This window comes from Azonexus hydrophilus, assembly GCF_038368255.1.
GTDB classification, from domain to species: domain Bacteria; phylum Pseudomonadota; class Gammaproteobacteria; order Burkholderiales; family Rhodocyclaceae; genus Azonexus; species Azonexus hydrophilus.
The window spans coordinates 3,024,077-3,037,635 of the sequence record NZ_CP151406.1 but is presented as its reverse complement, the minus strand read 5'-3'; the positions used below and the strand labels follow the sequence as shown (position 1 = coordinate 3,037,635).

Genomic DNA, 13,559 nt, shown 5'->3' with positions numbered 1-13,559 from the left:
AGTTCATGATGATGAGCGCAATGGTAAGCGAAGACAGGCTAATCGGAAGGACTTATCCCTCAAGTTAAGTATTTTTCAGCGGCTTCACGCTGTGCGCGCAGCAATGCTTCCTGTTTCTGGCGACGCGCCTCTTCGGCTCGCTCGTAGGCTTCTTTCTGCGCGCGCCGTCTTTCGGCAAGTTTTGCCGCGGCCAGTCGGCCCTTGTGGATTGTCCGGCTGGCGAGGATTCCTGCGCCCAATACGACTGTGGCGATCAGGGCTTTCTCCAGTGGGTTGATGGCAAGCACGATGATCATCGTGATGCCGAGAACGAGTTCAATCCAGAAGTGTTGGTACTGAATGCTGCTGGGTTGCATGCCTTGGTGAACTAGTTCGACGGAAGGGGCGCATTCTAGTCAGCGCTGGCGTACTTGCCAAGGGCGTCAGGCAAGCGCCTGGTGGCGCAACTTGCGCTCCCGTTCAAGACGGGTGATGTAGCGTTCGATCAGGGTCTGTCGCGTACCGGGCAGGTTGATGAATTCGCATCCGAGGCGCAATAGCTGTTCGTTGCTTGCTGTCTCGATGCGCGAGATCTCGCGAATGCGGATGTTGACCGACAATACGCTCTCGCCGGGAATATCCAGGCGACAGTCAGCAAACAGTTCGCCGAGGGAGAACTTGTCGGCGTGACTGATCGGTCCGGTCAGGCACATGCCGCCACCGCTGATGTCAAACAAGGGAAAGTCGAAGGCTTCGGCGCGTCCATCGGAGTGTACCCGCGCGAATTTGCAGTGCAGAGGCGACAGCTTGGGCGTCTCGATGCGGAAAAACTCCCGGCGCTGCAGACGCAATATCCGGGTCGGCAGTGGCGCCGTCAGTGCCGGCCGCCCCTCGTGTTGCGTCATCTTTAGTGGGGCCTGACGCCACTGTATCTTGACCCGGTCGACCAGGGTCATCGTCGTGCTCTGGGTGGCGTCCAGTGCTGGCTGCAGGAGTGTTGCCTGGCCGGGTGGGTCAAGCACCAGCCGTTGCCCGTCTTCGTCGATAGCCAGGATGGTGGTCAGGAAAAAGCGCTGGCCGTTATCCAGATAGAGCGTGATGAAGTGGCGCTGCTCCTGGAGGGTGCGCAGGTGGCGCAAGATTTCCAGCGGGTTGCCGAGAATGTACTGACCGTAATTTTCCGGTTGGTCGATTTCGAAAACTGGAACGGAGGTTTCTTCAGAGACTGGCATCATTTGCCCGAGGCTATCCAATTGATCACACTGTCGGTGGTTCCAGGGTCTCACCCTGTTCAACACGATACAGCCAAGCCAGCAGCTCGGCTACCGCCATGTATAACTGCGGGGGGATGTGTTCGTCAATATCCACTTGGGTTAGCAAGGCGACAAGCTCGGGCGATTCATGAACGAATACGCCGTGCTCCTTGGCCTTGGCGATGATTTCCTCGGCAACCAGTCCCTTGCCCTTGGCAACGACGCGAGGCGCCGCGTCGGTTTGCCGGTAGGCCAGGGCGATGGCCTCACGTACCGGGTCGTTCGGATTGATCTGTGCCATGGTCGACGAGGAGTTGGCGGACCGTCAGGCCGGCCGCTTCAAGTTGTTTCTGCAATGCAGGCAGGGAATCGCGCAGGCGGGATTCGCCATCGCTCGAGGTGGACAGGATGCGGATGCCGAGCTCTCCACCGGGCTGCAGATGCAGCCGGGCGTCGATATCGCCCAACAGGGGCAATTGCAGTTTCAGGCGGGTATGCCAGCGGGCGCTGGCTTCCTCGCCGGTCATCTGACGATCTTCCGGGTTTTCACCAATTTCCCACCACATTTTCTGGCCTGGCCAGACCTGTCCTTGCCAGGCAAAACTCTGGTTGGCCAGGCCGTCAAGTTGTTGCTGGACGATGGGGGCGATTTCCCGGGGGACGCCACCGGTGAGCGCGGTCTGTCCCGCAGTCGATTCGGCACGCGGGTTGGCGGTTGATGCCGGATTGCTTGTGGTTGCCGTGGGCTGTCCTGAATTGATTGCCGGAGAGAGTTTACCCTGAGGCTCCATCTGCAACTGTTCGGCGGGCAACTTGCCGCTGATCCAGCGTGCCTGGTGGGCTTCGTAAAATACGCCGCTCTGGCTCAGGGCCTGCTTGAGCAGGGGGGCGAGCGTGGCGCCATCCCTTGGCATGGTCGACACCAGCGCCTGGTTGCCGTTCAGGGGGGCGGCCGGTGCTCGCTTGCCTTCGCCGTCAATGCCTTGCATCAGGTCGCCAATCAGTTTGCCGGCACGGCTCAGGTAGGTGGCAACGGAAGGGTCTGCTGTCTTGGCCTGGGCATCCGTGCGGTTGGCTACAAAAGCCAGTGTCAGTTTGCCATTGGACTCCGCGACCTCGAGTTCCAGGCTATCCCCGGGTTTTGCGGCAAAGGGCAGCGCCAACGTGACGTCGCGCTGGGCGACCAGAGCGCGGTAACTGCCATTGGGTAACAGCGCCTGTATTTCGGCAAATATGCGCTGGCCGGGAACGAGATTGCTGAGGACATCCGCAATTCGTTGTGCCGGGGCAACCGGCTGAGTCTGCTGAGATTGCTGCGTGCTACTCGAATCGGCCAGGGTGGGGCGCAGGGCGCTGGCTACATCCGGCGGAATCATGGCTGGATTTTTGGTTTGCTCAGCGCGTTAACCAGCGGAGCGATTTGTTCCTTGCGCGTAATGCAGGCCTCAATTGCCTGTGTCAACTTGACTTGCAGGGATTCCAGTTGCTGACGTGTGACGCTTCCCGAAGGCAAGGGGCGGTTGGCAGCGGTCAGGGCACCGAGCAAGGCAGGCTCGAGGTCTGGCAGCCTCTCCCATTCACCGTTGTTGAGCATGCTCATCAAGGTGTCCAGTTGCTTGTCCAGCGAGGAAAGAGCGTCTGTGGGCGTGGGCACGGCTGTTTCCCCGATATTGGTCAAGCGGCGCCTTTACGCAGATTTTCACCCATCTCACGCCAAGCACCCGAAATTTCGCCAAGCAGCTTCTGCACCTCGCGGATGGCATTGGGATCTTGGTGAACATTGGCATGAATCAAGCGGGAGACCATATAGTCGTACAGCGCCTTGAGATTCTGGGCCAACTCTCCGCCTTCCTCGACGTTCAGACTGGCCGAGAGGCCGCTGAGGATGATGTCGATGGCTTTCATCAGCGCGTTCGAGCGGCCAGGAATATCATTGGCTTCAATGCAAGCCAGCGCCTGGTGCATGGCGCTTTCAGCGCCATCAAACAACAATATGATCAACCGGTGCGGGTCTGCGCCACGGATTTCGGACTCAAGATCAATCTGCTTGTAAGCAGCAATGGGGCTTGAAAACATGGTGGTGCATTCGGAAAAAGTGAAAACTCAGGCAGGCGAACAATAAGTCACTTAGTAAACATGGCAAGTTGCTGCCCCAAGTAACCGCTGGTAGTCTGCATGGAGTTCACATATTTGTCGAGCGCCGTGAATTGAGCACGGTAGCGCTTCTCGACAAGCGAAATTCGTGCTTCCATGTTTTCCTTGCTGATGTTGAAACGCGAGACGGAGTCGTTCAGGCTACTGATTCTATTGCCAATTGTTCCGCTGTTGCTTTGCAGGTTGGTGATGGTGTTTGCAAATTCCTTGCCGAAAGCCTGCATCACGTTTGTTACATCGGTTGGCGTTTCGCCGACAACCTTTTCCAACTTTGCGGTATCGAGCTTGAGTTCTCCGGACTGCTGGATGGTGATGCCGATTTGATGGAGGGCTGTCAGTGTTGCGCCTGAAAGCTCAGCAGGAACGGTGGTTCGGACTGAGCCAAGGACAGACATGACCGAGCGCGCTGCGCTATCGCCGCTCAGGACTTGGCCCGTTTTTGTGGCAGCATCATAACTGCTGTTCGACTTAATGAGCTTTGCCACCTCGTTATAGCCATCCACAAAGGCTTGGGCTGCAGCAGTAATCTTGGCGGTGTCTGTTTTGACTGTAATGTTCGAGGTGCCGACCGATGTAGCGGTCAGCGTTAGGCCCTGAATTGCAGTGCTGAAGGTGTTGGTGCTCGAAGTCACTTCAATGCCGTCGATCTTCATCGTGGCATCCTTTGCAGAGCTACGCATCAGCCCGTCAGCGGCATTGGCAATTGCTATGTCCGCATCGTTCATGACCGTGACTGCAAGCGGCTGCCCGGAAGAAGGTACAGCAGTCGATGTCAGGGTGAAACTATTCGACGCACCGGGTTTGTCTCCGGTAAGAATCATGCGCTGGCTACCGTCGCCAGTGGTGACGACTGTTGCTGTAATACCCGCCTTGGCGCTATTGATCTGGGCGCTGACCTGCGCCAGCGTCGAACCTGCGTCAATGGCAACGTTGACAGGTGATTCTCCGCCTACACTGATCTCGATGTTGCCGGCGGAAAACGTTGTTCCTGCAGCGTAGGTGTCGGAATAGCTTTTTTGTGCGCTGGCCAGTTGCGTGACTTCCATCGTGTAGGAACCTCCTGCCGCATTGAAACTGGCGGACGCGGTGAGTACCTTGGTGTCGCTGGAGGTTGCACCCATGGCGGACAGGCGCGAGGGAAACTGCCAGGTTTCGGCAGCGGTTTTTAGGCTGTCCAGTTTGGAATTCAGCGTGCCGTAAACCGAAATCTTGCTCTTGGCGGAGGATATCTGGGCGTCGATACGTGTGATCGGCGCACGTTCAGCCGCCAGAATCTTGGTGAGCATGGTTTGCAGATCGACACCTGTGCCGATCCCGAGTGAGCTGACGCTTGCCATGATGTTTCCTCCAGGCAGTTATGACTAAGCCTTGTCCTTGATCAACAAACCCTGCAGTTTGTCTAGAGCACGGGCCAGAGCTACGGCTTCCTCGGAGGGCATTTGCCGGATGACTTCGTTTGAATTCCGGTCAATGATCTTGACCACACGAATGCCCGACGATTCGTCAACCGAGAAATTGATTTCCGATTGATTTGGTGCCACAAACTTGGATAAGCGCGATACAGCTCCCTCGACCTCGTCTCTGGACGGGGCATTTTGCCCGTTGTCGGTTCGCTGGTCCTGTTCGTTACGCGTCGTGATCGCTCGTTCGTTATTGGTGCTGGTTGAGGCAGCAGGGACCGCGTTTCGAGGTGAACCCTGAGGCATTTCGCTGCGAGCGGGCGGAGGTGATACCGTGCCAGTATTTACAGAATCAATGTTCATTTCCGACTCCTCATGAACAAAGGTGCAGCGCTCCTAGGCGAGCTGCTGCACCATGTTCCAATGGATTTTGAACGATTAGCGCAGCAGGCTCAGCACGTTCTGCGGGATGGCGTTGGCCTGGGCGATCATCGCGGTACCGGCTTGTTGCAGAACCTGGAAGCGGGACAGTCGCGAGGTTTCTTCGGCGAAGTCGGCGTCCATGATGCGGCTACGGGCGGCTTGCTGGTTTTCGTAGCTGACGCGCAATGCCTGGATGGCATATTCCTGATTGTTCATCGTCGCACCGGCGGTGGCCCGAGAGTTTGATACTTCTGTGAGCGTGGCAGATGTTGCGGCATCCGTTACGTTGACCGAGGTGAAAACCCCGCCCTTCGCAGCAGCGTCAGTCTGGATCGTAGCGGCTTGTGCGGTCAGTAGATTGATCTCAGCAGTGCCGCCACCCATCTTGTTCAGTTCGATAATGCGGGTGACGATGTCGCCAACGACGGAGAGAGCGCCGTCGCCGATCTGTGCGGCGGAGATAGCATCCTGAGCCTGACGGATTTCGACGGCAGTGACGCGTGCAGAGGCTTCTTTCTGCATACCCGTTGCCAGACCGGAGGCGTCGTCCTTGGCGGAGTTGACACGTAAGCCGGAGGAGAGTCGCTCAATGGCGGAGGACAGACCAAGCGAATTCTTGGCTAGGTTGCGCTGCGCGTTGAGCGAGTAAGTGTTGGTGTTGATCTGTGCCATTTTGAATCTCCTTGATGATGATTATCGGCGCAATCGCGGTGTTTCTGGAAGACCTCAGGTCTATCAGGCTTCCTGTGACAGGTTGAATAACGGCACGCTAACAGAAAGCTTTAGAGGGGGGCTTGGGTTTTTCCAAAAAAACATGCAGCCGTTAATGGCTGCATGTTCATGGTGTCATTGGTGCGAGTTAGCGCAGCAGGCTCAGCACGTTCTGCGGGATGGCGTTGGCCTGGGCGATCATCGCGGTACCGGCTTGTTGCAGAACCTGGAAGCGAGACAATCGCGAGGTTTCTTCGGCGAAGTCGGCGTCCATGATACGGCTACGGGCGGCTTGCTGGTTTTCGTAGCTGACGCGCAATGCCTGGATGGCATATTCCTGATTGTTCATCGTCGCACCGGCGGTGGCGCGGGCGTCAGAGACATTGGTCAGGGTGGTGGTGTCTGCGGCAGAGGTAACGGCTACGGCCGTCAGTGCAGCGCCCTTGGCAATAGCATCCGTCTGGATTGTCGAGGCTTGAGCGGTCAGCAGGTTGATTTCGGCGGTGCCGCCACCCATCTTGTTCAACTCGATGATGCGGGTGACGATGTCGCCAACGACAGAGAGAGCGCCATCAGCGATCTGTGCGGCGGAGATTGCATCCTGAGCCTGACGGATTTCGACAGCGGTGACGCGTGCCGAAGCTTCCTTCTGCATGCCGGAAGCCAGACCGGAGGCGTCGTCCTTGGCGGAGTTGACGCGCAGGCCGGAGGAGAGTCGCTCAATGGCGGACGACAGGCCAAGGGAATTCTTGGCGAGGTTGCGTTGTGCGTTGAGCGAGTAGGTGTTGGTGTTGATCTGTGCCATTTTGAATCTCCTTGATGATGATTGTCAGCGCAGTTGCCGAGTGTTCTCGGAAGCTGAGGACGCCGGTTTCATAGCTCGTACAGATTAATTAACGACCAATCTTGGGGAAACTTTAGCCTCTCTTTTCTATCATGATGGCAAATGGGCCCGCAGCCATTCGTCAATATGGTTTTCCAGCAGGAAATTGTCCAATACCCACTGGCGCAGTATTTTTCCTTCGGTCTCCCGAGCGTCGGCGTTATGGATCCTGTCCCGCAGTGCCGAAACCCAAAGCTCCGGAAGATTCGGAACGCGGCATGCAGGACTCTCTTGGTACGGCTCGATATCGGTGCATACAACCGGTATGCCGAGAATTCCGTACTCAAGGAGTCGCAGGTTGCTTTTTCCTCGATTGAAGGCAGTGGTGGCCAGTGGCGCAACTGCGATATCAAGATTCAGGGAGGCGAGGTGAGCTGGGTAGATGTCGAATCCGACACTCGGATGAAACTCCTTGATCAGCGGACGAATTTCGGCCGGGCACATGCCGAAGAACACCCAGTCTGCTTCGTCGCGTGTCTTCCTGATGATTTCTTCTAGCAGCAGTAGATCGCCTTGGTGCGTCGTACCACCTGCCCAGCCAATCCTCGGTTTGGGCGTGGTGCGTTTCTGGCTTCTCAGTGGTAGCCATTTTTCCTGTTCAAGCCGATTGGGTAGAACGACGATGTCTTTAATTAGGTGTTGGTAGGTTTCGGCTAGATAATTGGTTGATACGACAAGCCTGTCGCATGCACCTAGGATGTAGCTCAGGCGTCCCCAAGAATCATCCGGAATGTTCTGCTTGAATGGGTTGGTTTTGTCCAGTCCAGTGATCAGGTCGTCCAGGGCGTAAACACAAAATGGCCTGCTATCACGGTTGGGCCAAGCTTTGGCGAATTTGACTGAACTATCGTGAATGAAATTCTGGATGATGAGGCTGTCTGGATTGATCCTGATGATTTCCGGAAGGCTGAGCCTGCGACGACCCTCTCGATAAACTAGGCCGGCTGCTTTGCCGGAAACTCGTGCCGCATTGAGATAAGAGGTAATCCGATAATCGCCTTGGGCGTTGGAGACGGCAATTGCCAAAATTTTTGGCAGCGATGTCGGTAGGGTGTTCCAGGGGGGGATGAACTCAATCTCTGCCGAGGGCTTCTGCTCGGAAAGCGAAAGCTTGCTGTTCCAAAAGGGGTCTACGGCCAGAGAGGGCCACCACTTGTTCTTGAAGGCCTTTTCCGCAAGTACGCTGTTTAGATGCTCCGAGAGAATATCTTCTGGGTTTTTCCAGAAATCCGGAGTTGTTTGGCTTTGGTAGACTACATTAGACAGCGGCTGGTAAATCAGTCGATGGCCTGCGCGGATAAGTCTCAGACTGAGGTCCAACTCCCCTAGGTGGTCTCCAAAGTTCGTTGCGTCCATCCCGCCCATTTTTTGACAGGCTGCTTTGGTGATGAGAAAACATGCAGCCGACATGGCGCTCAGATCCCTGGGCGTGTCGATAGAGTCCAGATAGCCGTGGTCGCCGAGTTTGGCAATACCCCGATAAGGAGAGTCTGCGATACCGTTGAGGCCAATAATTGGGCCAATGCTCTCAATCTGGGTTGTGCCCGGTTGGATCAGCCGGGGTACGACACAAACGATATTGTCTTGCAGTCCGGTGCGAACCAGTTCGGTCAGCCATGAATTCTGTACGACTTGCGCGGCCTCATCGATAAGAAGCAGCAGTTCACCATTTGCTTTTTCCATGGCGAGATTGCAACGAGAGGCGTGACTGGCTGCGGGCAGTGTTGTGCGATGGCAAGGAACAAGCTTTGAGAGAACGTTGATTGACGCGGGGAGTTCGTCTGAGCTGTGGATGACAATGAGCTCGTAGGATGGATAATCAGTATTGGCTAGAATGCTCTCGGCGCACCTGAGCAGAAAGTCGCGGTTGCCGTTGAAGACGATCGCGACAGTGACGTGTGGTGTGACATGCAAGATGCTGCGGTATGACCAGCTTCTCGGTGTCAGCCGGATGATTTCTGCGTCCGTGTTTTTATCAGCGAGATATTCAGAAAGTGCCGTCGTACAAGATTTGCTATCTGCTGGAAAATAGTCCGGATAAGAGATGAGTACGTCGGGTACGTGCTTGATCGATTGCCAGCCGTAATGCCGAGAAACTTGTAAAAGCTGAGCAAACCATGGGCTGCCGCTGCATGGTGAGGCGCCTCCAGTCGATTGCCAGGCCTCCCGGGAGAGGCAGATTGGCCCGGCCATATCTGAAGATTCCAAAGCGCGCTGGTTGACGCTTGGCTTAAAGCGAGGGGAGTGGCGAGTGTCCCCGGAGGCATCATAACAGTCGTCGTCGACGAAAAAGCAGCGTGCCTCAGGAGACTTCTGAGCTTCAATGCTTAATCGCCAAAGGTAAAGTGGATCAAGCTTGGCGCCGGCCGGAATTTCAATACACCAGTCCAGGGCGTGTGTTTCGACAAGTTTGTCAATGATGCATTTGTGCTGTGTTTCCCCTACCGAGTGCCAGCCGATGCAGGGGATATTCTCGAGGCCGTCCGGTGCTGAAAGCTCTGTGATGATATCCAGCCGCCAGGCTGGATAGAATTGACCGCTGATGCTGTCGAGTGAATCTGCTAGTCCGGATTCTTCTCCCGGCGCCAGGCGTATGAGTATGTGGAAACCATGAGGATTCGACAGTGCCGCTTGCTGTTCGATTGCCTGGATTTCCTCCGGGATGACGGTGCGCTTGGCCAACCAGCTTGCATAGTCCGGCAGATCAAACGTCCCGTTCTTGTTAACCGTGCTCAATGATTGCTTATGGCGAGGAGACTCAGGAAATTTAATGGCTCCGGTAGCCGTGCCCGAGATGCCGCGAGGGAGCATCTCCCTGAAGAAGTCCTTGAATCTTTGGGCAATTGCGGGCTTGCTGAGGTCCGCCTGAAAATGTGCGAGCAGGTCGGTGAATAAGGTGATCAGGTCGTCATGGATTACTGGTTTTGCTGCGAACGCAGGCGAAATAAATTCCTGCATGCGGCGCATCAATGCTGGATCGGAGATATTGCCCAGAATCTGTGCCTTGTTTTCCTGTGTCTGAAATTTTGGCAGGAATTGTTGCGTATAGATATGCTGGAATGCGGCTTGTCCGCATGCATACTTTTCATCGTCGTTCTTTATCGGCGAATACTTTCCCATAAGGAACATCGCGCACTGGATAGCGGAAGACATATCCATGAAATCCAGTGCCGCGCGCGATAAGCCGGCATCTCTGCATAAGAGCTTGTAAAAACGCTCGGAAGGGTCGCCGGTTTTGGCTGCGTGGGCTGGGTAGTGGATGAAATAGCTACTCGCCGGGATACGAACGAAATCTCCCTGCGCCAGCCGGCTTAACTCCAGGAGATTCTCCGTCATGGTCAGTCCCTGCACCGGCGTAGCATTCAGATAATCCAATGCGGCTTGTACCGTATTCCGCCGGGAGGCGTTGTACATCGTTACCCGTGCGTTGACTGCGCTCCAACTGCTTAGGCGTTCGAGCATGTTCTTGCCGGTCATTGATGGCTGGCTGATGTCGGTGTACTTGCCGTCACCAAAATCGGCGAGCGCGGCGCCGGTCTCGCAGCAACTGGCGGCGGGATTATGTTTCAGCGATGCTAGTGCCGCGGGGAAGTAGCAGGGCGTCATCCAGTCGTCGTCGCCGATGAGAGCGCAGTATTCAAAACCCTTGGATTGATCATACAGAAAGAAAAAATTGGCGCTGGCGCCAATGTCTTCGGGGTGGGTAATCGCGGTGACGAAGGGGTTTGATAGGCAAAGCTGCTCGAGAAAGTCTTTTTTCTCCGGAATATTGCTGTTGTTACCGATGATTACCCTGATTTCATCATTGGCAATTGCCGCACAAGTGGCAAGCAATGCCTTTGCTCTGGGATTCCAGCGCACGGTAGGGATCAGGATGGCAAGTTTTCCCTGTCCGACGAATTGGAGTGTACTAGCTGATGTATATGAATTCTGGTTCTGCGAGATCATGCTTTTGTCCGCTTCAGATATCCGTCTGGGGCGACAGTAATCAGCAATTTATTCTGAATACGCTTGTCAATTTCGAATTCTGGATGCGTTCTCAGGTATTCCCACACCGCTGTTTTCGGATTGTCGCCGGGCCCCCAAGGACGGTCGGGAAATGCTTCCTTAGGCAGATCTTCGACAATAGTGTCAAACACCACGCAGTAACTTCCAACACTGCTGAGCGGAGCATAGGCATGTAATTCTGCCAGGACGTGCTCGTGGGTGTGGTTCGAATCTAGGCAGACAAGTACGCGCTGGTAGTCTTGTGCCAGTCTTTGGACCTGTCTGATGACTTCTGGGGCAACGCTTGAACCCTGGATCATCTGGATGCGCGAGGCCATCGGATGGGACTCGATGGCGGTGCGGTTGTGTGGGCGAATATCAATATCGATGCCCAGCACCTTCCGTTTGGATTGCTTTGGGTTGAAAGTGCAGTCCGCGTTGATGGCATCAGCTATATCTAGCATCGCGAGCATTGATGCGTTGAAAATCAACGACCCTCCGTGCGCAATACCCGTTTCAATAATCAGGTCAGGTTTTACTTGCCAAATTATTTCCTGCATGGCGACCATGTCTTGTGGGTACTGTATTATGGGGCGGCCCTGCCAACTAAAATTGTAAGAGTACTTTGGTGTGGTAGAGGTTCGCATGAAATTAGCTGCGGCCTCGCATAATTGGGTGTTGTCGAGTGTCGCTGCAATCCGTTCGGCTACTTCTTCTTGGAATTCACTCATCATTGATTCCTACGCAGTTAAAAATGTTGCCGGATAAATTATTTATTTCTTCAAGATAGAGTGGGTTCATAACGCAAATTGTAGAGCCATCTTGAAGTTCTGCTAGGCCCTGCTCGGGAGATTTGACCACCAAACCAGTGCCTGGAAGAAATTTCCCCTGTTTTTCTGGATTGATGTCAATGACCATTTCAACTGGAAATCCGCTACGCTCCATGAGCAGAGAAAAAATAACTCCTTTTGAAGCTCCGCCCCAGATTGTTTGACATTTTTTTGTTGTAATTTCCTTGGTGAAATTTTTTGGGAATTTAACTCGGTCATTGTTGTTTATCACAGGCGCTCTTAAGGAGGCTAGCTCGGCGATGGCATAAATGTACTGGCCACCAAAAAAATGACCGCTTTCAATGACTTCGCCAAAAATTCGATCAAAATCAGTTATTCGGAAATAGTTGACGTGTTCGTAAAATACGTCAAACCAAGCCTTGTTTTTACAGATCCAGTCAAAGCATGGTACTTCAATGTATATTAACCCGGTGTTGTTGTTGGCTATTTTTAATTGTTCTAGAAAATTCACCGGGTTTTCGATGTGTTCAAGTACATGGCGAAGAATTAAACCCTTGGCCTTTTCGATCGCGCCAGGTGCAAAGTATTCTCTTTGAATTCGTGGATTGGATCCTTCGTAGGCAGGGTCGAACCCATTTATATCAAACCCCTTTGCCAATAGCGTTTCTAAAAAATGTCCTTTGCCGCACCCGATTTCGACGATCTGTTCTCGACCAATACGCTGATCAATAATACATGCTACTTTTTCCAGATGCTGCTGAAAGAGCCTGCTGCATGCCTGTTCGTTCTGGTAGCATTTGTCATAAACCATCAGTTCGGGACGGAATGCTGCGTTGTATACCAGCCCTGTTCTCAAGTCTTCCACCAGTAGCATGTCACCCTTGGGGCAAGTGCGGGCTTCCTCGGCCGTGTCATACATCCGGTTCTGGAAGATAGGCAACTGCGCTACCCGATAAAGCTCATGAAAGTTATTCAAATGGCAGCTCCTGGCTGAGGCAAATCGGCTTGATTGAGTGCATGGGGTGCCAGCCTAGCATCCTCAGCTTTTGGCTATCTCCAATGAGTATTTCTGGCTCGCCAGGCCGATTACTGGATAAGTCTAAGACGACATGCGGGTTGCTGTTAAAGACATTTGCTATCGCGTACACTATTTCGGCGATTTGCGTTGGTTGCCCCGACGCAATGTTGTAGTTCCCTTCGGCGTCTGACAATAGCAATTGAATGAAGGCATTCGCAACGTCCTTCACATGGAGAAAATCGCGGTAGGCGTTTGCATTCACGCCGAATGGGGGGCGTTTCCCCTGAAAAACCTCAAATAATGCCGGGATCAGACGATGACGGTCTTCTCCTTTTCCATAAGGCAGGAACATGCGCGCCCAGACGAATTGGGTTTGGTGGTTTTTGCAAATCATCTCGAGTAAACGGCGGGTCGCATCCTTTGCCGTGCCATACAGTGTTGCCGGATTCAATGGTGTGCTGTCTTCTCGACAAAATCCGAATTCCCAGTCATATTCAGCGCACGTGCCCGCCGCAATGACTTTCTTGCCGCCTACCGCGCAAAAAGAGTCTACCAGGCGCACTGAGGCTTCCAGCCATCGAAGATTTAAGGGGGAGCTCCAATACTGTCCATGCTCGGTGTACCAAGCCAAATGGATGAGGTGGGTTGCTTCAGCGGATTGAACGAGCTGATTGCAGCATTGCGTCTGCAATAAATCCGCTTCAATATAATCACCTTTATAAGCATCGGGACGAGAACGCCCAACGACGACAGTATTAATATCTGCATTTTTGAGCTGGCTGAGAAGATGTCGCCCGATGAATCCGTTGGCGCCTGTCAGTAGAACTCTCATAACTTAGATCGACGTATCCCAGAGTTCGATACCTGGCGCAGATCTTGTTGATCTCCAGAGCATCTTTCTAATCAGGTGGCGATTGAGTAGCCTAATCCATCTTGGTGAAGGTGGCACGGATATGCGAT

Annotated in this window: 14 protein-coding genes; all 14 read right to left on the bottom strand. The window is 54.1% G+C overall.

Going from position 1 to position 13,559, the window contains the following annotated elements:
* Positions 1-59 precede the first annotated feature (59 nt).
* A complete protein-coding gene (locus tag AADV58_RS14665; RefSeq protein WP_341743536.1) occupies positions 60-356 on the bottom strand; it encodes a hypothetical protein in 297 nt (98 codons plus the stop codon).
* Positions 357-422: 66 nt separating this feature from the next.
* Entirely contained in the window at positions 423-1,214 is a 792-nt protein-coding gene (locus AADV58_RS14660; RefSeq protein WP_341743535.1) for a flagellar brake protein, read from the bottom strand.
* Between the two features lie 22 nt (positions 1,215-1,236).
* Positions 1,237-1,533: an EscU/YscU/HrcU family type III secretion system export apparatus switch protein gene (locus AADV58_RS14655; protein ID WP_043420927.1), complete on the bottom strand. Its 297-nt coding sequence runs from the start codon at positions 1,531-1,533 to the stop codon at positions 1,237-1,239.
* Positions 1,499-2,608 (bottom strand): flagellar hook-length control protein FliK, encoded by a 1,110-nt coding sequence (locus tag AADV58_RS14650; protein ID WP_341743534.1) that lies wholly within the window; start codon positions 2,606-2,608, stop codon positions 1,499-1,501. Before AADV58_RS14650 ends, AADV58_RS14655 begins: the two co-directional genes overlap by 35 nt.
* Positions 2,605-2,910 (bottom strand): hypothetical protein, encoded by a 306-nt coding sequence (locus AADV58_RS14645; RefSeq protein ID WP_341743533.1) that lies wholly within the window; start codon positions 2,908-2,910, stop codon positions 2,605-2,607. The genes AADV58_RS14650 and AADV58_RS14645 overlap by 4 nt, the downstream gene beginning before the upstream one ends.
* On the bottom strand, positions 2,907-3,308 hold the full coding sequence (fliS, locus tag AADV58_RS14640) for a flagellar export chaperone FliS (RefSeq protein ID WP_341743532.1): 402 nt from the start codon (positions 3,306-3,308) through the stop codon (positions 2,907-2,909). The genes AADV58_RS14645 and fliS overlap by 4 nt, the downstream gene beginning before the upstream one ends.
* Positions 3,309-3,355: 47 nt before the next feature.
* Positions 3,356-4,723 (bottom strand): flagellar filament capping protein FliD, encoded by a 1,368-nt coding sequence (gene fliD / locus AADV58_RS14635; RefSeq protein ID WP_341743531.1) that lies wholly within the window; start codon positions 4,721-4,723, stop codon positions 3,356-3,358.
* A gap of 24 nt (positions 4,724-4,747) precedes the next feature.
* Positions 4,748-5,149 carry a flagellar protein FlaG gene (locus tag AADV58_RS14630; RefSeq protein ID WP_341743530.1) on the bottom strand — a complete coding sequence of 134 codons (402 nt, stop codon included), beginning with the start codon at positions 5,147-5,149 and terminating at the stop codon, positions 4,748-4,750.
* Between the two features lie 75 nt (positions 5,150-5,224).
* A complete protein-coding gene (locus AADV58_RS14625; protein WP_341743529.1) occupies positions 5,225-5,881 on the bottom strand; it encodes a flagellin in 657 nt (218 codons plus the stop codon).
* Positions 5,882-6,068: 187 nt separating this feature from the next.
* On the bottom strand, positions 6,069-6,725 hold the full coding sequence (locus tag AADV58_RS14620; RefSeq protein ID WP_341743528.1) for a flagellin: 657 nt from the start codon (positions 6,723-6,725) through the stop codon (positions 6,069-6,071).
* A gap of 129 nt (positions 6,726-6,854) precedes the next feature.
* Positions 6,855-10,751 (bottom strand): hypothetical protein, encoded by a 3,897-nt coding sequence (locus tag AADV58_RS14615; protein ID WP_341743527.1) that lies wholly within the window; start codon positions 10,749-10,751, stop codon positions 6,855-6,857.
* A complete protein-coding gene (locus AADV58_RS14610; RefSeq protein ID WP_341743526.1) occupies positions 10,748-11,521 on the bottom strand; it encodes a cephalosporin hydroxylase family protein in 774 nt (257 codons plus the stop codon). The genes AADV58_RS14615 and AADV58_RS14610 overlap by 4 nt, the downstream gene beginning before the upstream one ends.
* Entirely contained in the window at positions 11,514-12,557 is a 1,044-nt protein-coding gene (locus AADV58_RS14605) for a class I SAM-dependent methyltransferase (RefSeq protein ID WP_341743525.1), read from the bottom strand. The genes AADV58_RS14610 and AADV58_RS14605 overlap by 8 nt, the downstream gene beginning before the upstream one ends.
* A complete protein-coding gene (locus AADV58_RS14600; protein ID WP_341743524.1) occupies positions 12,550-13,431 on the bottom strand; it encodes an NAD(P)-dependent oxidoreductase in 882 nt (293 codons plus the stop codon). Before AADV58_RS14600 ends, AADV58_RS14605 begins: the two co-directional genes overlap by 8 nt.
* Positions 13,432-13,559 lie beyond the last annotated feature (128 nt).

What these genes read in the sequence shown, in the direction of transcription:
- AADV58_RS14615 (WP_341743527.1), bottom strand. Translation starts at nt 10,751, where the DNA reads ATGATCTCGCAGAACCAGAATTCATATACATCAGCTAGTACACTCCAA.
- AADV58_RS14660 (WP_341743535.1), bottom strand. Translation starts at nt 1,214, where the DNA reads ATGATGCCAGTCTCTGAAGAAACCTCCGTTCCAGTTTTCGAAATCGAC.
- AADV58_RS14630 (WP_341743530.1), bottom strand. Translation starts at nt 5,149, where the DNA reads ATGAACATTGATTCTGTAAATACTGGCACGGTATCACCTCCGCCCGCT.
- AADV58_RS14610 (WP_341743526.1), bottom strand. Translation starts at nt 11,521, where the DNA reads ATGAGTGAATTCCAAGAAGAAGTAGCCGAACGGATTGCAGCGACACTC.
- AADV58_RS14625 (WP_341743529.1), bottom strand. Translation starts at nt 5,881, where the DNA reads ATGGCACAGATCAACACCAACACTTACTCGCTCAACGCGCAGCGCAAC.
- AADV58_RS14620 (WP_341743528.1), bottom strand. Translation starts at nt 6,725, where the DNA reads ATGGCACAGATCAACACCAACACCTACTCGCTCAACGCACAACGCAAC.
- fliS (WP_341743532.1), bottom strand. Translation starts at nt 3,308, where the DNA reads ATGTTTTCAAGCCCCATTGCTGCTTACAAGCAGATTGATCTTGAGTCC.
- AADV58_RS14665 (WP_341743536.1), bottom strand. Translation starts at nt 356, where the DNA reads ATGCAACCCAGCAGCATTCAGTACCAACACTTCTGGATTGAACTCGTT.
- AADV58_RS14600 (WP_341743524.1), bottom strand. Translation starts at nt 13,431, where the DNA reads ATGAGAGTTCTACTGACAGGCGCCAACGGATTCATCGGGCGACATCTT.
- AADV58_RS14650 (WP_341743534.1), bottom strand. Translation starts at nt 2,608, where the DNA reads ATGATTCCGCCGGATGTAGCCAGCGCCCTGCGCCCCACCCTGGCCGAT.
- AADV58_RS14655 (WP_043420927.1), bottom strand. Translation starts at nt 1,533, where the DNA reads ATGGCACAGATCAATCCGAACGACCCGGTACGTGAGGCCATCGCCCTG.
- fliD (WP_341743531.1), bottom strand. Translation starts at nt 4,723, where the DNA reads ATGGCAAGCGTCAGCTCACTCGGGATCGGCACAGGTGTCGATCTGCAA.